Source organism: Billgrantia sp. NRB1, from assembly GCF_056921725.1.
On sequence record NZ_CM167783.1, the window covers coordinates 2840941 to 2863201 of the forward strand.

Genomic DNA, 22261 nt, shown 5'->3' on the forward strand with positions numbered 1-22261 from the left:
CTTGCTGACGGCCTGGGCGCGAGGCAGGGAAAACGCGAGGTGGGACGACCCCGCGGGGCCGTCCTCCTGTGAGGGCTGATCGATCAGTCGCGCTGCTCGATGGGTACCCATTCGCTATGCTCGGGGCCCACGTAGTCGGCGCTGGGGCGAATGATGCGGTTGTTGGCGCGCTGCTCGAAGACATGGGCCGCCCAGCCGGTGACGCGCGAGCAGACGAAGATCGGCGTGAACAGCTTGGTGGGAATGCCCATGAAGTGGTAGGCGCTGGCGTGGAAGAAGTCGGCGTTGCAGAACAGCTTCTTCTCGCGCCACATCACCGCCTCGACGCGCTCGGAGACCGGGTAGAGCACGCTGTCGCCCACGTCCTCGGCCAGTTGCTTGGACCACTTCTTGATGATGGCGTTGCGCGGGTCGGACTCACGATAGATCGCGTGGCCGAAGCCCATGATCTTCTCCTTGCGCTCGAGCATGCCCATGATCTTCTGCTCGGCTTCGTCGGCGGACGTCCAGTTCTCGATCATCTCCATGGCCGCCTCGTTGGCGCCGCCGTGCAGCGGACCGCGCAGCGAACCGATGGCGCCGGTCACGCAGGAGTGCATGTCGGAGAGGGTCGAGGCGCAGACCCGGGCGGTAAAGGTCGAGGCGTTGAACTCGTGCTCGGCGTAGAGGATCAGCGAGACGTTCATCACCCGGGCGTGCAGCTCGGAGGCCGGCTGGTCCCGCAGCATGTGCAGGAAGTGGCCGCCGATGGATTCGTCATCGGTCTCGGTCTCGATGCGCACGCCGTCGTGGCTGAAGCGGTACCAGTAGCAGATGATCGAGGGCAGCACCGCCAGCAGGCGGTCGGAAACGTCCTGCTGCTGGTCGAAGCTCTGCTCGGTTTCCAGGTTGCCCAGCATGGAGGCGCCAGTGCGCATCACGTCCATGGGGTGGGCGTCCTTCGGGATCTGCTCCAGCACTGTCTTGAGTGCCGCGGGCAGGCCGCGCAGGCCCTTGAGCTTGGTGATGTAGGCGTCGAGCTCGGCCTGGTTGGGCAGCTTGCCCTTGAGCAGCAGGTAGGCCACTTCCTCGAACTTCGCCTTCTCGGCCAGCTCCGCGATATCGAAGCCGCGGTAGGTCAGGCCGGCGCCGCTCTTGCCCACGGTGCAAAGGGCGGTAGTGCCGGCACTCTGGCCGCGCAGGCCAGCGCCACCGATCGGTTTATCAGCCATGTCATATCTCCTTGTCTTGCGTAGTAATCGTGTTCTTGTCGTCGCTCTCGGCGCCGGATTCAGGCGTCGCTGCCCTTCTCGGCAAACAGTGCATCGAGCTTCTGCTCGAAGGCATGGTAATTGAGGAAGTCATAGAGCTCGTCGCGGGTCTGCATCAGCTCGACCACGTCCTTCTGATGCCCCTTGTCGTGGATGCTCTGGTAGACCTTGAGCGCCGCGGCGTTCATGGCACGGAAGGCCGACAGCGGATAGAGCACCATGCGGCAGCCTACCTCGGCGAGCTCCTGCTGACTGAACAGCGGCGTGGCGCCAAACTCGGTGATGTTGGCCAGTATCGGCGCATCGACCCGCTCGCAGAACGCCTTGTAGTCCTCCAGGGTGTGCACCGCCTCGGCGAAGATGGCATCGGCACCGGCTTCGATGCAGGCCTGGGAGCGCTCGATGGCGGCGTCCAGCCCGTCCTTCTGGAAGGCGTCGGTGCGGGCGATCAGATAGAAATCCGGATCGATGCGGGCATCCGCGGCGGCCTTGACCCGGTCGACCATCTCCTGCTGGGAAACGATGGCCTTGTTGGGGCGATGGCCGCAGCGCTTCTGCGCCACCTGGTCTTCCAGGTGCACGGCGGCCACGCCGGCGCGCTGCATCTCCTTGACGGTACGGGCGATGTTGAAGGCGCCGCCCCAGCCGGTATCGATATCCACCAGCAGCGGCAGATCGGTGGCGCCGCAGATGCGGTGAGCGTCCTCGACCACGTCGTTCATGGTGGTCATGCCCAGGTCCGGCAGGCCGAAGGAGGCGTTGGCCACGCCGCCGCCGGAGAGGTAGATCGCCTGGTGACCCACGCGCTCGGCCATCATGGCGGTGTAGGCGTTGATGGTGCCGACGATGGGCAGCGGCCGATTGGCCTCGAGGGCGGCACGGAAGCGCGCACCGGGAGTGGGGTGAGTGGACATCTGGATTCTCCTCTGGCTATGGTTACCGGGCCACCCTATGAGCTGGTCTCGGCGTGTTCGGTGTACTGGGCAAGGGTTGCCGCATAGCGGTCGACGACGTTGGCCCGCGAGGCGCTGACGTGGCGGCGCATCAGCAGCTCGGCAAGCTCCCCGTCGCCGGTTTCGATGGCGTCGACGATGCGGTGGTGCTCGACGAAGGCACGCTGGGGACGCGAGCCGCTGGCGCTGAACTGAGTGCGGTAGAGCCGTACCAGGTAGTAAAGGTCATCGCACAGCAGCGTCATCAGCATGCGATTGTGGCTGCCCTGGACGATCCGGTAGTGAAAGTCCAGATCACCCTCGCGCTGGAAGTAGGCCTCGCCCTTGCGCAGGTCGGCCTGGCGCTCGTGCACGGCCAGTACCTCGCGGAGCCCGGCGATCTCCTCGGCGGTCATGTGCTCGGCGGCCAGCCGCGCGGCCATGCTCTCCAACGCCTCGCGTACGTCGAACAGCTCCAGCAGCTCCTTGACCGAGAGCTTGACCACCCGCGCCCCCACGTGAGGCACCCGCTCGATCAGGCGGTGCGCCTCCAGGCGGCGCATGGCCTCGCGCAGCGGCCCCCGGGAGATGCCGTAGGTCTTGGAGAGCCCGGGCTCGGTGATCTTGCTACCCGGCGCCAGCTCCCCGCGGACGATGGCATCCTGAAGCTCCTGGAAGACCCGCTCGGCCAGGGTGCGAACTTCCGGCGTATTCTGTTCTGGTGCGACTGAGTTCATGGCGATTGTCGACAATTAAACGATGAGAGAACTTTAGACACTGCCTTGTCATCGGTCAACCAGGCGACAAGGCCGATGTGCTACGCCTTTGGTTGTAGACAACCGATGAACGCCAGGGTTTGCTGTCGACAATAGCTAGCGTTGACGGTCAATAGGCTGGGTGTCGCCGATAGGTAGGACAAGGCCCGGCATCATCCCTAGAATGGGGCGCCTGTTCAGAAAGGCCCCGGCAATGACCACACGACTCGAGATCACCCCGCTCCCCTACCGCCCCGACCCGCTGGGCTACTTCGCGGCGCTGCGCCACCGCCCGGGCGCCGTGCTGCTGGACAGCGGTCGCCCCGTGGCCCCCGGCGGTCGCTTCGACATCCTCTCGAGTGACCCGCTGCGCACCCTGAGCATCGACGACCATGGCCGGGTCAGCGATGACGACCCGCGACTCGCCGGCCTCGCCCCCTTCGCCGCCCAACAGGCGCTACTCGACAGCCTGGCGCTCGAGACGCCCGACAGCGAGCTGCCCTTTCTCGGTGGGCTGATCGGCTACTGGGGCTACGACCTGGCCCGCTGCCTGGAGCCGGTGGCCGGCCAGGCCCAGCCCGTGGTGGCGCTGCCGGCCAGCCGGCTCGGCCTCTACGACTGGGCGCTGATTCAGGACCACCACGCCCGCGAGAGCTGGCTGGTGGCCAGCGCCCTGCGGCGCCGCCAGGTCATGGCATGGCTGGAGACGCCGCCCCCGACGCGGCCCCCCTTCCGGCTGCGGGCCCCCTTCGTCGGCGAGCAGGACCGCCCGGGCTACGCACGGCGCTTCGCCGCCGTGCAGGCCTATATCCGCGCTGGCGATTGCTATCAGATCAACCTGGCCCAGCGTTTCAGCGCCCCCTTCGTCGGCGACCTCTGGGACGCCTACTGCCGGCTGCGAAGCGCCACTCCCACGCCCTTCTCCGGCTATCTGGCCTGGCCCACCGAACAGGGCGAGCAGGCGATTCTCTCGCTGTCGCCGGAGCGCTTCCTGCACTGCGCCAGCGACGGCCGGGTGGAGACCCGACCCATCAAGGGCACCCGCCCCCGCGGCGCCACTCCCGAGGAGGACCGCGCCCTGGCCGACGCGCTGGCGGCGAGCCTCAAGGATCGCGCCGAGAACGTGATGATCGTCGACCTGCTGCGCAACGACCTGGGCCGGGTGTGTCGCCCCGGCAGCGTGCGGGTCCCCCAGCTGTGCGGACTGGAGAGCTACGCCAACGTGCATCATCTGGTCAGCATCGTTCGGGGCGAGCTGGCCGCCGGGCGGCGGCCGCTGGACCTTCTGGCTGCCGCCTTCCCCGGGGGCTCTATCACTGGCGCCCCCAAGGTGCGCGCCATGCAGATCATTGACGAGCTGGAGCCGAGCCGACGCAGCGTCTACTGCGGCAGCCTGGGCTACGTGGACGTGCGCGGCCACATGGACACCTCCATCGCCATCCGCACCGCCGTCGCCGATGCCGGCCGGCTGCACCTCTGGGGCGGCGGCGGCCTGGTGGCGGATTCCGACGTGGAGGCCGAGTACACCGAGACCCTGGACAAGATCCGCCATCTCCTGGGCGCACTGGAATAAGAATCACCCACGCTAAGCACCAAATAGCATATAAGTGTCAAACCAATCGGTATTGGGGACCCGCCCCCGGGCTTTGCTAGGGTACGGCCATCGACCGTACTGGAGGGTAGGATGTCGAGCTTCGACCCCAACCGCTTTGTCCTGGAGCACGACCAGGACACCCCCAAAGAGATCCTGCGCGCCGCCTACCAGGCCTTCGGCGAGCTGACCCTCTCCTTCTCCGGCGCCGAGGACGTGGTGCTCATCGACCTGGCCCTCAAGGTGGCCCCCAAGGAGGCCGTCCACGTCTTCGCCCTGGACACCGGCCGCCTGCACGCCGAGACCTACGCCTTTATCGAGCGGGTCCGCGAGCACTACGCCATCGAGATCGACGTGCGCTTCCCGGACGCCGAGGCGGTGCAGGCCATGGTCCGCGAGAAGGGGCTGTTCAGCTTCTACCGCGACGGCCACCAGGAGTGCTGCGGCATCCGCAAGGTGGCGCCGCTGCGCGAGCGCCTGGCGGGCCTGCCGGTGTGGGTTTCCGGCCAGCGCCGCGACCAGAGCCCCGGCACCCGCTCCAGCCTGCAGATCGCCGAGCGCGACGCGGCCTTCGGCAGCGAGGCAAGCCCGCTGTTCAAGATCAACCCCCTGACCCACTGGTCCAGCGAGGACGTCTGGACCTATATCCGGATGTTCGACGTGCCCTACAACCCGCTGCACGAGCGCGGCTTCATCAGCATCGGCTGCGAGCCCTGCACCCGCCCCACCCTGCCCCATCAGCACGAGCGCGAAGGGCGCTGGTGGTGGGAGGACCAGGGCGGCAAGGAGTGCGGCCTGCACAGCACCAACCTGGGCCGATAGCCGGGCAGAAACGCCGAAGGCGCCGCTATTGCGGCGCCTTCGGCATTTGGAGAGGGCTGCGAGGGCCTAGCGCACGGGCAGCTCGATATCCTCGAACAGCGCCTGCTCGTGGCGTGGTCCCGCCGCCAGCGCCGCATCCACCAGGTCGCGCTCCAGATGGTCGGCAAACCCCTTGACGAAGTCGTACATGAAGCCGCGCATGAAGGTACCACGACGAATGCCGATCTTGGTGATGGAGCTCTCGAACAGCTGGCCCGCTTCCAGGGCGACCAGGTCGGTATCCTGTACCGGGTCCACCGCCATATGGGCGACGATGCCGACGCCAAGCCCCAGCCGCACATAGGTCTTGATCACGTCGGCATCCGCAGCGGTGAGCACCACGTTGGGGGTCAGCCCCTTGGCGCGAAAGGCGTCGTCGAGCTGGGAGCGGCCGGTAAAGCCGAACACATAGGTGACCAGCGGGTGCTCGGCCAGCGCCTCGAGGGACAGCTCATCGAGCTCGGCCAGCGGATGTCCCTTGGGCACCAGCACGCAGCGATTCCAGCGATAGCAGGGCAGCAGCACCAGGTCGTTGAACAGCTCCAGCGACTCGGTGCAGATCGCGAAGTCGGCCTGGCCATCGCTGACCATCTGGGCAATCTGCTTGGGCGTGCCCTGCTGCATGTGCAGCGCCACATCGGGGTACTTATGGGTAAACTCGCCGATCACCGGCGGCAGCGCATAGCGTGCCTGGGTATGGGTGGTGGCGATCGACAGGCTGCCGCGACGCTCATCGCTGTGCTCCTGGGCCACCTGCTTGATGTTGTCGGTCAGCCGCAGCACCTGGCCGGCCAGCTCGACGATGGCTTGCCCCGCCGGGGTCACCCGGGTCAGGTGCTTGCCGCTGCGGGCGAAGATCTCCACGCCCAGCTCGTCCTCGAGCAGACGGATCTGCTTGGAGATCCCCGGCTGCGAGGTAAACAGGCTCTGCGCCGTGGCCGACACATTGAGGTTGTGGCGCGTCACTTCCCAGATATAGCGCAGCTGCTGAAGTTTCATGAGGGTACTGCCTCCCGTTACCACCAGGACCGGCCGCGGCTGGCGCGCCAAGGACCGACCATTAATGCTTTATTGAAATAACCGCACACTATATGATTACTTTATAGCATATAAGACGCCGGGGGGAGACCCTCTGAACGCTGCCTACCTATCACCCTCTACTATGAAGGTCATGGGCAGGGCGCATTTGCCAGCAACCCGGCCGACCGCTACCATCTGCCGACCGGGCGTGGACGCCACGCCGAATCTTTCGCTCGATGCAGCGCAACGTAACTGGAGAATCACATGGCCAACAACGTCGATGTCACCAATGCCAACTTCGAGCAGGAAGTCCTCAAGGCAGACAAGCCCGTGCTGCTGAAATTCTGGGCCCCGTGGTGCGGTCCCTGCAAGGTGATGGCGCCGGTGATCGACGAGGTCGCCGAGGAGCGTTCCGGCAACCTCAAGGTCGTCAGCATCAACGTTGACGACGCGCCGGAAATCGCCGCCGAGCAGGGCGTGCGTGGTGTCCCCACCGTGATGCTGTTCAAGTCGGGCACCAAGGTCGCCTCCCTGGTGGGCGCCCAGTCCAAGTCGCAGCTGGCGCAGTTCATCGATCAGAACGGCTGATCGCCACCGCCCCGCTCCGGGTTAGCACCCTACGCCATCGCCTCGGCTATTGCCGGGGCGATGGCGTTCTAGGCAACGTCACCCAACGAGCGATAGCCTCCATCGCCACTCAGGACGGCCGCCCGCGCTCGGACGGCGGCCGATCGGCCTTCTCGGCGGTGGGCTCGTCATCGATGAAGCGCTCCCCGGGGCCCAGCAGATGGGCGATCCAGCGGGTCTCGGGGTGGCTGTCTAGGGCGATCTTCAGGGTCATGGTCAGCAGTACCGAGAGCAGCATGCCGACGACCCCCAGCACCCAGCCCCATACCACTAGCGAGAGAAAGGCCACCAGGGTGGAGAGCCCCAGCGCCCGCCCCATCACCTTGGGCTCCACCAGGTTGCCAAGCACGAAGTTGATGACCAGATAGGCTGAGGCCAGCACCAGCGCCTGCAGCACGCCGCCCTCCTGGGAAACCAGCAGCAACAGCACCGGCGGAATCGCCGCAAGCGCCGAGCCGATATTGGGAATGAAGTTGAGGGCGAAGGCGAGCACCGCCCAGAGCAGCGGAAAGTCCACGCCGACCAGCCGGCAGGCGATCCACACCAGCAGCCCGGTGGCCAGGCTGATCAGCGTCTTCACCGCCAGGTAGCGCTTGAGCGTGCGACTGAACTCGCTGAAACGCCGCAGGCTGGGCGCCGGGTTGGCCAGGGCGCGGGTCAGTTTGTCACGAATGTTCAGCGTCTCGAAGAGCATGAACACCACCAGCAGGCCCACGATCACCGACTGCATCACCAGGTTGCCCAGCTCGCCGATCACCTTCGGCACCCAGGTCTGGACTACCTCGATATCCAGCATATCGGCCACCCGGCCGGTGTCGATGGCCAGCCCCATGCCGGCCAGCCCCTGCAGCAGATCGAGATAGAGGTCGTTGAGACGCTCCTCGATACCGGGCAGCGCATCGACGAAGGTGCCGAAGCTGTTCACCAGCAGCAGGGCCAGCAGCAGAAGAATGGCGCCGATCACCACCAGGGTCAGCCACACCGCCAGGCGCAGGCTCAACCCTAGGCGGTTGAGCCACTGCACCGGTGCGGTGCACACCACCGCGATGAACACCGCCAGCAGCAGCGGCACCACCAGGCTAGCGCCGGCCTTGAGCCCGGCAACGATCACCACCAGGGCGGCCAGCGCCAGCGTCAGGTTGAGCGGTATGCTGCGCGGCGCCTCGTGATTGCTCTCGGGCATGCCAATATCCCTTCGGCCGTGGGCACTCTCATGATGCCGACTGCGGCGGCAAGAGACAAACGCCCGGCCGCACAACGGTGCACAAAACGTGGACATCCGGCAGGCGACGGAACCCCGGCAGGCGTGACGCTTCCAAACAGCACGCGACGCCCCTGACCGACACCCTATCCACCAACGTCGCGCTCACCCCACCCGCAAGGAGGCCCTATGTCATTTACCCATCCCTTCCGCCCCCGACACCTGCTGTTCGGCGCCCTGCTGGTCACCGCCCCGCTGCTCGCCGCGGCGGCGCAGGCCGGCGATACCCGCTCGCGGCTCGACGTTCAGGCCGAGGCCCAGCTGGAGGTGGTGCCCGACCGCGCCACCCTCAGCGCCAGGCTGTGGGAGCGCACCCCCGCCATCGCCCGCCAGGACGACGTCGTCACCGACCCCGAGGCCCTGCGCGAGGCCCGCGACCGGCTGGAGAGCCGCGCCGCCGAGCTGATCGGCACCCTGGAGGCGGCGGGCGTCGAGCGCGACGCCATCACCGCCGGCTCGCTCAACGTGCACCCCGAACACATCGCCGTGCCGCGGGACGAGCGCGGCGACCGGGAGCCGCTGGTGCGTACCCGGCTCGAGCGGCCCTTCGAGGTCAAGGTGGCGGAGCTGGAGCGGCTGCCGGCCCTGCTCGACGCCCTGACCGCCGCCGGGGTCAACGCCCTGGACGGCGTGACCTACGACCTCGCCGACCGCGAGGCGGCCACCGACGAGGCGCTGGTCAAGGCATTGGAGAAGGCGCGCCACAAGGCCGAACTGATGGCCGAGACCCTGGACATCGGCCTGGGCCCGGTGTTCAGCGTCAGCGAGACCCGATCGCCGGCCTTTGCGCCGCGCATGATGGCAATGAGCGCCGACGCCCGGGAAAGCGCGCCCCAGGCGGAGTACCGCCCCGGCACCATCACCATCGAAGCCGGCGTCAGCGTCAGCTGGGGGATCGAACCACAGCCGTAAGCCGTAAGCCGGAATATCACCCTACCCATAACGAATCACCCCCAGCCAGGGAGATGGCCGGGGGTGTTCTTACAGCTCAAAGCTTATGGCTTACAGCTCCGGGCGAAGCCCGGTCAAGCGTTGATGGTCTCGACCCCGCCCATATAGGGCCGCAGCGCCTCGGGCACGGTGATGGAGCCATCGGCGTTCTGGTGGTTCTCCATCACCGCGATCAGGCAGCGGCCCACCGCCAGGCCGGAGCCGTTCAAGGTGTGCAGCAGCTGCGGCTTCTTCTGCTCCGGGTGGCGGAAGCGCGCCTGCATGCGCCGCGCCTGGAAGTCCTCGCAGTTGGAGACCGAGGAGATCTCCCGGTAGGTCTCCTGGCTCGGCAGCCACACCTCCAGGTCGTAGGTCTTGGCGGCGCCGAAGCCCATGTCGCCGGTGCACAGGGTCACCACCCGATACGGCAGCTCCAGCGCCTGGAGGATCGCCTCGGCGTGGCCGCGCATCTCCTCCAGCGCGGCGTAGCTGGTCTCGGGCGCCACCAGCTGCACCATCTCCACCTTGTCGAACTGGTGCTGGCGGATCATGCCGCGGGTGTCGCGGCCGTGGGAGCCCGCCTCAGAGCGAAAGCAGGGCGTGTGGGCGGTGAGCTTCACCGGCAGCGCCTTGGCATCGAAAATCTCGTCCCGGGCGAAGTTGGTCAGCGGCACCTCGGCGGTGGGGATCAGGTGAAAGCCGCGCTCGTCGTCGAGGCGGAACAGGTCCTCGCCGAACTTGGGCAGCTGCCCGGTGCCGTGGAGCGACGCCTCGTTGACCATGTAGGGCACGTAGCACTCTTCATAGCCGTGCTCCAGGGTCTGCTTGTCGAGCATGAACTGGGTCAGCGCCCGATGCAGGCGGGCGATGGGGCCGCGCATCACCGCGAAACGCGAGCCGGTCAGCTTGGCCGCCAGCTCGAAGTCCAGGTCGCCCTTGAGGGCGCCCAGGTCGACGTGGTCGCGCACCGCGAAGTCCCGCTCCCGGGGCGTGCCCCAGCGATGCAGCTCGACGTTCTCCTCCTCGCTCTCCCCCAGCGGCACGCTCTCGTGGGGCAGGTTGGGCAGGCCGCTGACCAGGGTGTCCCACTCGGCCTGCACCTCGGCCAGGCGCGCCTTGGCGGCGTCCAGCCGGTCGCCCAGGTCGCTCACCTCGTCGAGCAGCGGCTGGATATCCTCGCCGGCCGCCTTGGCCTTGCCGATCGCCTTGGAGCGGGTATTGCGCTCGTTCTGCAGGGTCTCGGTGGCGGTCTGCAGCTCGCGGCGCTGCGACTCCATCGCCTCGAGACGCGCGGTGTCCAGGGCGAAGCCCCGCTTGGCCAGTCGTTGGGCGACCGCATCGAGGTCGCTGCGCAGCAGTTTGGGATCGAGCATGGCATCCTGTCCCTGAAAACGGTGAAAGGTCGGGAAAACGGCGGAACATTGTAGGCAAAAGGCCGTCCAGGCGCCACGCCGGCCGCCTTTCCCGTCCGCCCGGAAGGCCTCGGCATCGCCGAGCCATCGCCCACCGCTGGCCCGCCGAGCGATGGAAACGCGGTGTGTAGGATATTGCTGGCACGGGCTGTCGGCCATCGCCCATTCGTGCCGCTTTGCATTTGCGTTGTCGGGCACGAAAGATAACCTGCTGTCGCGGCACGCTCCGCCGATTCGGCGAAGCCGCCGCTGTTCGTCTTCATTCGTCTTCCAGGAGGGAAGAATGGCCGTTGAGAACGGACTCCAGTTCACCCTTGCACTCGCCGGGGCCGAGGCGGCCGACCTGGCGGTGATCGACTTCACCCTGGAGGAGGCACTCTCGCAGCCCTTCACCCTCAAGGTGCGTTTCGCTAGCCGCGACGACAGCCTCTCCCCCAGTGACATCCTCGACCGCCCGGCAACCCTGACAGTGTGGCAGGACAGCGAGGCCCTGCGCCGCGTCCATGGCATCGTCAGCGAGTTCGGTCGCGGCGATCGCGGCCACCGCCGCACCTTCTACACCCTGGTCATCCGCCCGGCGCTGTGGCGCCTGGGCCTGCGACACAACTCGCGGATCTTCCAGGACGTTCCGCCCCAGGACATCCTCGCCACCCTGTGCGACGAGCGCGGCCTGACGGACGTGGCCTTCGCCCTGACCCGCGAGCCCGCCGAGCGCGAGTTCTGCGTGCAGTACCGTGAGACCGACCTGGCCTTTCTCCAGCGCCTGGCCGCCGAGGAAGGGCTCGTCTACCTCCATGAGTTCGAGAATGCCGAAGGTGGCGCCCACCGGCTGGTGTTCATCGATGCCACCCAGCTGCTGCCCAGGGTGGGGGAGCGCACCTACCACGGCCGCGCCGGCGGCACCCCGCCGCGGCGCCATATCCGCAAGCTGCGCCAGGTGTCGCGGGTGCGCCCGGCGTCGGCGATGCTCAAGGACTACACCTTCAAGAACCCGGCCTACGACCAGCTTCACGAGCACCCGGCGCCGGGGCTCGGCGAGCACGCCCAGCGGGAGGACTACGAGCACTTCGACTACCCCGGCCGCTACAAGGCCGATGCCTCGGGGGTGCCCTTCACCCGGGTGCGCCTGGAGGCGCTGCGCGCCGAGGCCAATACCGCCCAGGCCGAGAGCGACCTGCCGGAACTGGCCCCGGGAATGTGCTTCACCCTCACCGACCACGATATCGACGCCCTCAACCGCGACTGGCAGGTGGTGGCGGTGGTGCATCATGGCGAGCAGCCCCAGGCCCTGGAGGAGGATGGCGTCGCCCAGGGGGAGGCGGCTGGCCAGGGCCAGATGACCCGCTATTATAACGAGCTGGTGCTGGCCCCCGCTGAGCGCGTCTGGCGCCCCGAGCCCCCCGTCCGGCCGCGGGTCGACGGCCCCCAGGTGGCCGTCGTGGTCGGCCCCGAGGGCGAGGAGATCCACTGCGACGAACACGGCCGGGTCAAGGTGCAGTTCCCCTGGGACCGCTACGCCGAGCCCAACGAGACAGCGAGTGCCTGGCTGCGAGTCAGCCAGAGCTGGGCCGGCGGCGGCTACGGCGCCATGGCCATTCCGCGCATCGGGCACGAGGTGATCGTCAGCTTCCTGGAGGGCGACCCGGACCAGCCGATCATCACCGGGCGGACCTACCACGCGGTCAACACTCCGCCCTATGCGCTGCCCGAGCACAAGACCCGCACCGTGCTGCGCACCCAGAGCCACAAGGCGGAAGGCTTCAACGAGCTGCGCTTCGAGGATGCGACCGACGCCGAGCAGATCTGGCTCCACGCCCAGAAGGACCTGGAACTGCTGACCCTCAACGACCGTACCGAGACCATCCGCCGCGACAGCCACCTCACCGTCGAGCGCCACCGCCTCGGCGAGATCCACGGCGACGACCACCTCACGGTGCACGGCCAGCGCCACACCCAAGTGAAGGGCGAGGGTGGCCAGCACCTCACCGTGCACGGCAGCCTGCACCTCGAGGCCGGCCAGGCCTGGCTGACCGAGAGCGGACGCGAACTGCATATCAAGGCCGGCCAGAAGGTCGTGCTCAACGCCGGCCGCGAGATCACCCTCAAGGCCGGTGGCAGCTTTATCAAGCTCGATGCCTCTGGGGTGACCATCGTCGGCCCCTGGATCAAGGTCAACGCCGGCGGCAGCCCCGGCACGGGCAGCGGCCAACAGGCCGAAGCGCCGCGCCTGCCCGGCGAGGCCATCCCCGAACGCAGCGAAGACGTGACGCTCAAGGCGCATCAGCAGCCCACCGCGTTTGCCGAAACGGAAGGCCAGATACTGGCGCTTCAGCGAGCGGCCAGCAGCGGCAAGGCACTTTGCGATATCTGTGCCGATACGCTCAAGTCGCCGGGAGGCCGCCAGTGAGTACGCTACCTGCCTGCACCCATATCCTGCTGGACGCGGCACTGCCCGATCTGCGTCGGCAGTGGTATCGCCGCTCGCCTCACAGCACCAGCAGCGTGGCGCTTTATCTGGGTACGCCCTTCGCCCACCTGCTGGAAGTCTCGCCCATCGTGGCAAGAACCTCTCCGGCCGACCCCTTTCTGAAGTGGCTACTTGATGATCGGCCCACGCTCAACTGGGGGCTGCTGCTGGCCAGCCAGGCAACGCCCGAGGCACTGGCCACGCACTACCGCCGCTGGCTGACGATCCTGAATCCGCAAGGCGATGAAGTGCTGTTCCGCTTCTACGATTCGGACGTGCTGCCGCACTTCCTCAATGCCTTCGACGGCCATGAATACCGCCAATGGTTCGGTCCCGTCACGTCCGTCAATTACCGCTCCGCTGGCGGCTTCACCGTGCGACATGCTGCCGAGCACCCAGCGGAGGAGCGCGCTCAGGCCCCGTTGCCGGCAGCGCCGTGGTGGAAAATCCAGGCACGCCATCAACGGGCATTACGACCGCTTTACCGCCAGGAGCTGATTGGCGATACCCAGCAGCGGCTGCTGCTCGAGGCCGGTGCCTGGTTGATGCACCTGGACAGCCCCAGCATCAAGGCGCGAGTGGCCGATGCCGTGGATCGCCTGACGGCGCTCAACGCCGACACCCTGCCCAGCCGTGACGAAGCCGCGCATTTCTGTCTGCTGGCGGTGACCAGCTGTTCGCACCCGGAACGGCGTGACGACTTTCAGCAGGACCTGGCGCGGCACGGCCTGACGGCAACCCTCGCCAACTGGCAAGCCCATGCCTACGGCAAGCTGCCCGACCGCCACCACCATGATCCCGCTTGGCTGCCCGAAGGCCCCCAGATGGACCCAGCATCACGAGAAGGAACGCATTCATGAGCGACAACGGCGCCCAGCAGTGCCCGCTGGACAACGACATCGAAAGCCGCCTGGGCATCGTTTGCAGTTTCGTCTGTACCTGTAACGTGGTGCCCAACGAGGGCCAGGGAGGCATAAAACTCAAGCAGAGCTGTGTCGATTCAGGTATCACCAAGCTCAACAGGCAGTGCGACACCGGCCTGCGCGTGCAGGTACCCTACTACATGAAGAGTTCGCCGCCCTCACCGCTGCTGAGGAAGGACGCCGAGGGCCTGGAGACGATAGAGCCGATCCGCAGCTTCGGCCATGCCATCAACCGCGTCAAAGGTTTGAATATCGCCGCGGGAGTCGCGGCAGGCATGGTGAAGGACGAAGTCGAAAGCTATACCCGCGGCGATATGCGCATTCCCGATGCCGTGGCGCTGCGCGACCCCGGCAAAAAGCCCACCCAAGACAATCTGCTGGGGGTCATCGAGGTCAAGTTTCCGCCGGATGATTGGGGGGAAGGGCAAGAAGATGCTTATCGAGAGATAGCAGGAGAACAAGACAAGCTGAAATTGCTAACTCCAGAGCGCTGTGGCTGCGATGGCCCGCGTCAGACTGAGTATGCACCTGAAACCCAACCCGCTACGGAAATCTATCGGGACCGGCTGGAACAGAGGGACAGATCCTGGCTCGGCGTTGCGGGCGGCGTCGCGACCGTTGCAGTAGCCATGGGGCTGCTGTTTGTCACTCGTGGGCGAAAAGGAGCTTCACTGGCCAGAACCGGGGCCAACAGAACACTGGAATCTTTGGGCAGGGCGCCTGCCTGGTGACTTTAGATGGAGATATAGGTTATGGATCAGCAACAGGACATCGATCAGCTGCTCACCGTCGAAACGGATAACGGCGTGCTGTTCAAGATCTGCCTGGGCGTGGCACTGTTCTTTACCGGCTCCCAGCAGCAAGAGAAGCGCCAGGCAGTGCTGGACATTCTGGCCGACTACCGCGACCTGGTCGGCGACCAGCTCACCTGGACCACCAACCCCAGCACCGGAAAGTGGAAAAAGCTCAAAGGCTTCGATAGCTATATCACCCCCTTCGACTGGTTGCCCACCTATGGACGCGGCGAATGGGAGTTCGTCTACCATGGTGGCAAGCGGCGTAGCGATGCTGATGAGCATAGCTTTGTTGTTCTTGGAAAGCGGCCAAGTGCCGATGAAAAAGGCCAACTTAGCCGTTTATATTGCCAGTTTCCTATCGATTTCTTTATCGAGCGGGAGGAAAAGCTACCCGCTTTGGTACAGCGCTGGTGTGACAAGCTCAAGCCTGAGCATGGCTATGCCGGCTTTTGGCTAGGTCGTTCTTTTGGGTATGAAAAAAGTGATGAGGCTGTGATTCTCGAATACAGGTTTGGCCAGCGTTTTCCTGGATTGCAAATTAATCAGTTCAGCGAGCATTCATTTAATCTGCACCGTGGCCCAAAAGGGGGCGACTGGCTGACCATTCTCTCCGATTCGTGGTTGGAACGTCTGGGTGGCGTAGAAGACGTCAAGGAGGCAATGGGCGACCTGCCGGTACTGGACTATAACGGCGGTGCCATCCTGCGCGCCGGCCCCATGCCGCAGCTCGGCGATAACGAAAACCCTGACCTCGATGCCGCCCTGGCCGACTACCGACGTGTCGCCACCATTATCGAGCCTATTCGTATCAAGGATCATCAGGGAATTCACCCAACCCTTTCTCCTAGCTATCGGCACGAAAAACGCTTCGATGCCCAGGAGTATCAAGCCTGGCTGGCACGCTTTAGCCCTCAAGGAGGTCAGCCATGAGCGAGCCAACAGCGAGCGGCGCAACGTTTGCCCTGGAGTGGTTCCCCAAGCAGCTGTTCCCCGATATCGAACTGGAGCGAGTGGAAATCGATGACACGGCCATTCGAGTGATCTGCCGCGACGGCGACTGGTCGCTGCAATCGGATATCACGCCGTTCTGGGGGCCGGGCACCATGGTGTTTCATACCCAGGGCGAGATCGAGGTGCGCATTCAGGAGGGGGAAAGCTGGCCCTTGGTGGAGCGTGAGCTGGCCGAGGAAAAGCTGCTGCCCCACTTCCACACCCTGGAACTGATCGAGCGCGGCGACCCTTGGCGCCTGCGCGGCCGCGCAGGCGAGCAGCATGCGCTGGTGGAACTGCGCGCCGACATTACCGCCATCACCTGGCATGCCGACCAGGCCTGACGCATGGAGACCGCCATGGCAGGGATGCCTGATGTAATCAACGCACCTCTCGACCAGTTGCTGACCGTCGAAACGGACAACGGCGTGCTGTTCAAGATCTGCCTGGGCGTGGCAATGTTCTTTACCGGCTCCCAGCAGGAGGATAAGCGCCAGGCGGTACTGGATATTCTGGCCGACTACCGCGATCTGGTCGGCGACCAGCTCACCTGGACCACCAACCCCACTACCGGCAAGTGGAAAAAGCTCAAGGGCTTCGATAGCTATATCACCCCCTTCGACTGGCTGCCCACCTATGGACGCGGCGAATGGGAGTTCGTCTATCATGGCGGCAAGCTTCGTAGCGATGCTGATAATCATGTATTTGAAGTGTTGGGAAAACATCCCGCACATGATGATCGCGGAGAAGTCAGCACTTTACACTGCCAGTTCCCTATCGATTTCTTTATCGAGCGCGAACAGAAGCTACCCGCCTTGGTGCAGCAGTGGTGCGACAAGCTAAAGCCCGGGCATGGCTATGCCGGCTTTTGGCTTGGCCGATCTTTTGGTTACGAAAGAAGCACTGAAGCCGTTATTCTCGAATACAAATTCGGTCAGCGCTTTCCCGGATTGCAAATCAATGGATTCTCAACGCACTCGTTAAACCTGCATCGCGGCCCCAAGGGCGTCGACTGGCTGACCATTCTCTCCGATTCCTGGTTGGAACGCCTGGGTGGCCTTGAGCATGTCAAGGCCGAGATGGATGACCTGCCGGTGCTGGACTATAACGGCGGCGTCATTTTGCGCGCAGGCCCCATGCCGCAGCTCGGCGATAACGAAAACCCGGACCTCAATGCCGCCCTGGACGACTACCGCCATGTCGCCGCCATTATCGAGCCCATACGTATCAAGGATCATCCGAGCATTCATCCGCGCTTGTTCGGCGATGCTCGCCATGAGAAACGCTTCGATGCCCAGGAGTACCAGGCCTGGCTGTCACGCTTCAGCCCGCAGGGAGGTCAGCCATGAACGGGCCAATTGTCCGATGCGATAACGGTAGCGTCACCTCCGATATCGTGCCGATGCGGTAGGATAGGAATCATGCCCCCTAGCCTGGATATTTCATGAGCGCCGCCAGTCGGTGCTCTCTGGTTGTTGATTCGCCGAACGCACCCCACAGCGCATCATGTTGGTCAGTTTTTGATCGATTTCCCGCCGTTTGAGCACACTGCCCCCTTTCCCCCAGTGTTTATTCCGTGCCGGGGACAGCACCGCACCGGTCATCCCGGCACCAGCTTGCGAGCGAGCTTCTGGAAGAGATCCTGATCGGGGTAGTGACTGCTCAGCATCAGGCGGACGCGCCGGGTATTGCGGATCACCACGCCACCGATCTTCAGCAACTTCAGGCGCAGGGTGGTGACCTGGGCCGTGGCGTACGCGGTGCGCTTCAGGTACACCCGGCGCAGCCGTTCCAGCAGCAGGTAGGCCAGACCGGCCAGTAGCAGTCGGTACTGGTTGGGCCACCAGTCATGGCAGCTGGTGCGGTCGGCGAACAGCCATTGCTGCTCCTTGATGCGGTTCTCCATGTCACCGCGCGGGCAGTAGCGGTGGTCATAAAGCCACTGCGGACTGCCGTGCAGGTTGGTCACCACGTAACGGGTGTTGAAACCGCGGTAGCTGGTCTCGGCCTTGACCACTACCTTGCGTCGCGGGCGCTTCCAGCTGTGGGCCGCATAGTCGATGCGTCCGAAGTGACGCTGCTTGGTACGCTCAGCCTCCCAGCGAATCGCCGACTCCTAGCGAATATCCAGTGACAGCTTCTCGAGGCGGCTGTTGGTCGCCAGGCCAACGATGTACTCGACACCATGGCGTTCACACCAGGCCAGGATCAGTGGTCGACAGAAGCCACTGTCGCCGCGGAAGACGAGCTTCACCTCGGGCCAGGCCTGACGCAGCCGCCGCACCAGCAGGGCCAGGATGGCGCCGGCATGGTGGGCCGCATCGCGATAGGCCGGGCGCAGGTAGCTGACCAGCAACTGCTGGCCACAGAAGACGTAGAGCGGCAGGAAGCAGTACCCGTTGTAGAAGCCGGAGAAGTGCCGACCGAGCTGCTCGCCATGCACCGGATCGTCGGTGGCATCGAAGTCGAGGATCAACCGCTTCTTCGGCAGTCGCCGGAAGGAGCGGATGAACTGCTCGACGATCTCCTCCTGGATTGCCACCGCCCACTGGCGACTGGCCTGCTGTTCGAAGCGACACAGCGTCGCCTGACTGGCCAGCACGTCGTCGGTACCGACCGCGGTCTGCAAGGCGATGTCGCGACGCAGGGCGTGGTGGTCGTTGAGGTCCTCGTAGCCCAGCGCCAGGCCAAAGACCCGCTGCCGGAGCATGGTCTCGGCCTGATGCCGACAACGGCGCGCAGCCCGCGCATCCTCCAGGCGGCGCGCGATGGTACGGGTCAGCCCCATTTCACGATCCAGTTGGCGAAGCAGCAGGGCGCCACCATCGGAGGTGATCTCGCCACCGTCGAAACTGGCGGTGACCTGACGGCCTTTACAGCGTGGAAAGGAGGCGGTCGGCATGGTACATTTCGTCATGGCGGCTGTAGCGGTTGATCCTGGATTAGGCCCTTGAATCATAACCGATTTTCAGCCGCCTTTTTCATGCCTGATGAAATATCCGGGCTAGGGCCAGGTCGATGTCCCGCCAACCATCAAAGAGCCGCATCCTGCCCATGCCGACTGCCGATACCATCCGCCTCACCGCCCTGCCCCGCCTGCTGCCGCTTTCGGGAAGGACGACGTGACGCCGCGCACCTGGCGCCTCACCCTGCTGGGCGGCCTCGCGCTGCTGGTGGCCGCTGGGCTCTGGTCGGTGTGGCAGTGGCAGTACGCCCAGGCGGCGCACGAAGCCGAACGCCACGCCCAGACGCGCCTGGCGCTCTACACCACCACGCTGCAGGGGGCCCTGGAGCGCTTCGCCTACCTGCCGGGACTGCTGGCCGGCCAGCCCCTGGTGCAGGCGGCACTGATCGACGAGGTGGGCATCTTCGATGCCCAGGTCAACGCTCACCTGGCTGAGGTGGCCGATCGCTCCGGCGCCGAGGCGATCTTCCTGATGGATGCCGAGGGAGTGACCGTGGCGGCCAGCAACCATGCCACGGACGACAGCTTCCTCGGTCATCGCTACGCCTTCCGCCCCTACTTCCGCGATGCCATGGAAGCGGGCCGCGGCGAATTCTTCGCCATCGGCAGCACCACCGGCCGGCCAGGCTACTTCGTCTCCTCCGCCGTGACCGGCGGAGCCGAGGGCGCGCCCCTGGGCGTGCTCGTCCTCAAGGTCTCACTGGAGTCGCTGCAGGAAAGCTGGCGGCGCGCCGGCGAGAAGGTGCTGCTCTCCGACGCCAACGGCGTGGTGATCCTCTCCAGCCGCCCGGAGTGGCGCTACCGCCGCCTCGGCGAGCTCTCGCCCGACGCCCTGGGGGAGATCCGCGACCAGCGCCAGTTCCTCGACGAGCCGCTGCGCCCCCTGGGCGAGCGCCTGGCCGACGGCACCCTGCGCACCGGTGGCGACGGCCTTGGCGAGCGCTTCCTCGACCTGGGCCTGCCTCAGGCCACCCTGGGCTGGACCATGCACTACCTGGCACCGGTGCGACCGCTCTACGTCAGCGCCCGCAACACCTTGCTGGCCGCCGCCGGCGCCACCCTCGCCCTGCTACTGCTGGGGCTCTGGCTGCGCGAGCGCCAGAAGCGCCAGCGGCTTCGCGACCGCGAGGCCCGGATCATTCAGGAAGCCAACGAGCGCCTGGAGGCGCGGGTTACGGCGCGCACCCAGGAGCTGGAAGCGGCCCAGGCGGAACTGGTCCAGGCGGGCAAGCTGGCCGCCCTTGGCACCATGGCCGCCGGCATCGCCCACGAGCTCAACCAGCCGCTGTCGGGCATCCGCACCTTCGCCGCCAACGGCGAGCGGCTGCTCGCCCGCGGCCGTCCGGAGGCCGCCGAGGCCAACTTCCAGCGCATCCAGGCGCTGTGCGAGCGCCAGGACGCCCTGATCCGCCAGCTCAAGCTGTTTGCCCGCCGCGGCGACCGCCAGGAGCCGGTGGACCTGGCCGAGCGGCTCGACTTCGTGCTGGAGCTGCTCGACGAACGCCTCGTCGAGCAGGGGGTGACCCTGGAGCGCCCCGAGCCCCCGGGGCCGCCGCCGCGGGTGCTGGGCGACCCGCTGCGCCTCGAGCAGTTGCTCACCAACCTGCTGCGCAACGCCCTCGACGCCCTGGGCGGCGCCGCCGCGCCGCGCCTCGAGATCGGCCTGCACTACCAGGGCGAGTGGGTGGTGCTCGAGGTGGCCGACAACGGACCGGGCATCGAGGAGGCCGCCCTGTCGCACCTCTTTGATCCCTTCTTCACCACCAAGGCGGTGGGCGACGGCCTGGGGCTGGGGCTGTTCATCTGCTTCGGCATCGTCCAGGACCTGGGCGGGCGCATCAGCGCCGCGAACCGCCCCGAGGGCGGTGCCCGCTTCCGGGTAAGCCTGCCCGCCGCCCCCGCTGCCCCAGGAGAGCCCCATGGCGAGCGCTGACGACCTGCCGATCTGGCTGGTGGATGACGACCCCGACGTGCGCGAGTCGCTCGGCCAGTGGCTCGAGGTCTCGGACCTGGCGGTGCGCCCCTTCGCCGAGGCCTCCGCGGCCCTGGCGGCGCTCACCGCCGGCGACGCCTGCGGGGTGCTGGTCAGCGACGTGAAGATGCCCGGCATGGACGGCCTGGCGCTGCTGGACGAAGTGCAGCGCCTGGAGGAGCCGCCCCCGGTGGTGTTGATCACCGGCCACGGCGACGTGCCCATGGCGGTGGCGGCGATGCAGGCCGGCGCCTGGGACTTCGTCGAGAAACCCTTCGCCCCGGAGCGCCTGGAGGAGTGCGTGCGCCGCGCCCTGGAACGGCGCCGCCTGGCCCTTGAGAACCGCCGGCTGCGCCACGCCCTGCGCGAGGGCGACCTGGCCGCCCGGCTGCTGGGGAGAGCGCCGGCCATGCAGCGCCTGCGCGACCAGCTCGCCAACCTGGCCCCGGTGCGCGCCAACGTGCTGGTGCACGGCGAAACCGGCAGCGGCAAGGAGGTGGTGGCGCGCTGCCTCCACGACCTCGGCCCCGGCCCCGACACCCCCTTCGTGGCCCTCAACTGCGGCGCCCTGGCCCCGGAGCTGATCGAGTCGGAGCTGTTCGGCCATGAGAAGGGCGCCTTCACCGGCGCCCAGGAACGACGTATCGGCAAGCTGGAGCACGCCAGCGGCGGCACGCTGTTCCTCGACGAGGTGGAGTCGCTGCCACTGACCGCCCAGGTCAAGCTGCTGCGCGCCCTGCAGGAGGGCGAGATCACCCGCCTGGGCAGCAACGCCGTGCAGCGGGTCGACCTTCGGGTAGTGGCGGCCACCAAGGTGGACCTGCTGGCCCTGGCCGCCGAGGGGGGCTTCCGCGAGGACCTCTACTACCGGCTGGCCATCGCCGAGCTGGTCCTGCCTCCGCTGCGTGAGCGCCGCGAGGACATCGCCCGGCTCTTCCGCCACTTCTGCCACCAGGCCGCCGAGGTCCACGACCGCCCCAGGCGCGAGCCAGACGCCGCCCTGCTCCAGGCCCTGGAGCGTCACGCCTGGCCGGGCAACCTGCGCGAGCTGCGCAACGCCGCCACCCGCTTCATCCTCGGCCTCGAGATCCCCTGCCTGGACGCCGCCGCCGAGGGCGACGGCTCCCTGGCCGCCCAGGTGGCCGCCTTCGAGGCGGCCCTGCTGCGCGCCGCCCTGGGCCGCCACGGCGGCAACATCCAGGCGGTGATGGAGGAGCTGGAGCTGCCGCGCCGCACCCTCAACCAGAAGATGCAAAAACACGGCCTGCGCCGCGAGGCCTTCCTCGGCGACGACGACGCCTGACCCCGCCCTGCCCATCGGCAAGATCTTGCCGATGGGCCCCGCCAGCCTCGGCGAAAAGTTGCCGACGCCGCCCGGCAGGGCCCCGGCCGCCTCGCGGCCTTCCAACGCAACCCACTGAAACGCAATGCCTGCCACCGAAGCTGGCAGGCTTGTCGCTATGTCAGGGCGTGTCACAACCATAACGTTCAGCACACGGAGACCCGCC

General features: G+C 66.4%; 18 protein-coding genes and 1 pseudogene. 12 read left to right on the forward strand and 7 right to left on the reverse strand.

Annotated elements, in window-relative coordinates; translation table 11 throughout:
* Nucleotides 1-83: 83 nt before the first annotated feature.
* The 3 genes from prpC to ACZIYR_RS12930 are packed head-to-tail and all read right to left on the reverse strand — an operon-like array spanning nucleotide 84 to nucleotide 2919.
* Nucleotides 84-1211 (reverse strand): bifunctional 2-methylcitrate synthase/citrate synthase, encoded by a 1128-nt coding sequence (gene prpC, locus ACZIYR_RS12920; RefSeq protein WP_483526950.1) that lies wholly within the window; start codon nucleotides 1209-1211, stop codon nucleotides 84-86.
* A gap of 59 nt (nucleotides 1212-1270) precedes the next feature.
* Nucleotides 1271-2164, reverse strand: coding sequence for a methylisocitrate lyase (gene prpB, locus ACZIYR_RS12925; RefSeq protein WP_483526951.1), 894 nt, complete (start codon nucleotides 2162-2164; stop codon nucleotides 1271-1273).
* Nucleotides 2165-2199: 35 nt separating this feature from the next.
* On the reverse strand, nucleotides 2200-2919 hold the full coding sequence (locus ACZIYR_RS12930; protein WP_483526952.1) for a GntR family transcriptional regulator: 720 nt from the start codon (nucleotides 2917-2919) through the stop codon (nucleotides 2200-2202).
* A gap of 232 nt (nucleotides 2920-3151) precedes the next feature.
* Between ACZIYR_RS12930 and pabB the strand changes: the two genes are divergently transcribed.
* Nucleotides 3152-4510 carry an aminodeoxychorismate synthase component I gene (gene pabB / locus ACZIYR_RS12935; protein ID WP_483526953.1) on the forward strand — a complete coding sequence of 453 codons (1359 nt, stop codon included), beginning with the start codon at nucleotides 3152-3154 and terminating at the stop codon, nucleotides 4508-4510.
* A 111-nt stretch (nucleotides 4511-4621) separates the two neighbouring features.
* Nucleotides 4622-5350: a phosphoadenylyl-sulfate reductase gene (locus tag ACZIYR_RS12940; protein WP_483526954.1), complete on the forward strand. Its 729-nt coding sequence runs from the start codon at nucleotides 4622-4624 to the stop codon at nucleotides 5348-5350.
* Between the two features lie 66 nt (nucleotides 5351-5416).
* Here the strand turns inward: ACZIYR_RS12940 and cysB are convergent, their stop codons facing one another.
* A complete protein-coding gene (cysB, locus tag ACZIYR_RS12945; RefSeq protein ID WP_483526955.1) occupies nucleotides 5417-6388 on the reverse strand; it encodes an HTH-type transcriptional regulator CysB in 972 nt (323 codons plus the stop codon).
* 285 nt (nucleotides 6389-6673) lie between these two features.
* On the opposite strand from cysB, the gene trxA reads away from it, so the two are divergent.
* Nucleotides 6674-6997, forward strand: a complete 324-nt coding sequence (trxA, locus tag ACZIYR_RS12950; RefSeq protein ID WP_238977909.1) for a thioredoxin — start codon at nucleotides 6674-6676, stop codon at nucleotides 6995-6997.
* A gap of 109 nt (nucleotides 6998-7106) precedes the next feature.
* Here the strand turns inward: trxA and ACZIYR_RS12955 are convergent, their stop codons facing one another.
* Nucleotides 7107-8219 (reverse strand): AI-2E family transporter, encoded by a 1113-nt coding sequence (locus tag ACZIYR_RS12955; RefSeq protein ID WP_473034162.1) that lies wholly within the window; start codon nucleotides 8217-8219, stop codon nucleotides 7107-7109.
* 207 nt (nucleotides 8220-8426) lie between these two features.
* On the opposite strand from ACZIYR_RS12955, the gene ACZIYR_RS12960 reads away from it, so the two are divergent.
* Complete coding sequence (locus ACZIYR_RS12960; RefSeq protein WP_483526956.1) at nucleotides 8427-9209, forward strand: SIMPL domain-containing protein; 783 nt, start codon at nucleotides 8427-8429, stop codon at nucleotides 9207-9209.
* A 113-nt stretch (nucleotides 9210-9322) separates the two neighbouring features.
* On the opposite strand, the gene serS is transcribed toward ACZIYR_RS12960, so the two are convergent.
* Nucleotides 9323-10600, reverse strand: coding sequence for a serine--tRNA ligase (serS, locus tag ACZIYR_RS12965; RefSeq protein ID WP_483526957.1), 1278 nt, complete (start codon nucleotides 10598-10600; stop codon nucleotides 9323-9325).
* 322 nt (nucleotides 10601-10922) lie between these two features.
* Here serS and ACZIYR_RS12970 point away from each other — a divergent pair, with 322 nt between their 5' ends.
* Genes ACZIYR_RS12970 through ACZIYR_RS12995 form a run of 6 tightly spaced genes read left to right on the forward strand, consistent with a single transcriptional unit; the run spans nucleotide 10923 to nucleotide 17165 of the window.
* Nucleotides 10923-13046 carry a type VI secretion system Vgr family protein gene (locus tag ACZIYR_RS12970; protein WP_483526958.1) on the forward strand — a complete coding sequence of 708 codons (2124 nt, stop codon included), beginning with the start codon at nucleotides 10923-10925 and terminating at the stop codon, nucleotides 13044-13046.
* Complete coding sequence (locus ACZIYR_RS12975; RefSeq protein ID WP_483526959.1) at nucleotides 13043-13966, forward strand: DUF4123 domain-containing protein; 924 nt, start codon at nucleotides 13043-13045, stop codon at nucleotides 13964-13966. Before ACZIYR_RS12970 ends, ACZIYR_RS12975 begins: the two co-directional genes overlap by 4 nt.
* Entirely contained in the window at nucleotides 13963-14760 is a 798-nt protein-coding gene (locus tag ACZIYR_RS12980) for a VRR-NUC domain-containing protein (RefSeq protein ID WP_483526960.1), read from the forward strand. The genes ACZIYR_RS12975 and ACZIYR_RS12980 overlap by 4 nt, the downstream gene beginning before the upstream one ends.
* Nucleotides 14761-14781: 21 nt before the next feature.
* Complete coding sequence (locus ACZIYR_RS12985) at nucleotides 14782-15756, forward strand: type VI immunity family protein (protein ID WP_483526961.1); 975 nt, start codon at nucleotides 14782-14784, stop codon at nucleotides 15754-15756.
* The gene (locus tag ACZIYR_RS12990) at nucleotides 15753-16160 is read left to right on the forward strand and encodes a hypothetical protein (RefSeq protein WP_483526962.1); all 408 of its coding nucleotides are present in this window, start codon (nucleotides 15753-15755) and stop codon (nucleotides 16158-16160) included. Before ACZIYR_RS12985 ends, ACZIYR_RS12990 begins: the two co-directional genes overlap by 4 nt.
* 15 nt (nucleotides 16161-16175) lie before the next feature.
* A complete protein-coding gene (locus ACZIYR_RS12995) occupies nucleotides 16176-17165 on the forward strand; it encodes a type VI immunity family protein (protein ID WP_483526963.1) in 990 nt (329 codons plus the stop codon).
* A gap of 251 nt (nucleotides 17166-17416) precedes the next feature.
* Here ACZIYR_RS12995 and ACZIYR_RS13000 read toward each other — a convergent pair.
* Nucleotides 17417-18733 (reverse strand): annotated as a pseudogene (locus tag ACZIYR_RS13000) (IS1380 family transposase).
* A gap of 205 nt (nucleotides 18734-18938) precedes the next feature.
* On the opposite strand from ACZIYR_RS13000, the gene ACZIYR_RS13005 reads away from it, so the two are divergent.
* Both ACZIYR_RS13005 and ACZIYR_RS13010 read left to right on the forward strand, forming a co-directional pair.
* Entirely contained in the window at nucleotides 18939-20714 is a 1776-nt protein-coding gene (locus tag ACZIYR_RS13005) for a sensor histidine kinase (RefSeq protein ID WP_483526964.1), read from the forward strand.
* Nucleotides 20701-22056: a sigma-54-dependent transcriptional regulator gene (locus ACZIYR_RS13010; RefSeq protein ID WP_483526965.1), complete on the forward strand. Its 1356-nt coding sequence runs from the start codon at nucleotides 20701-20703 to the stop codon at nucleotides 22054-22056. The genes ACZIYR_RS13005 and ACZIYR_RS13010 overlap by 14 nt, the downstream gene beginning before the upstream one ends.
* The last annotated feature ends 205 nt before the right edge of the window (nucleotides 22057-22261 follow it).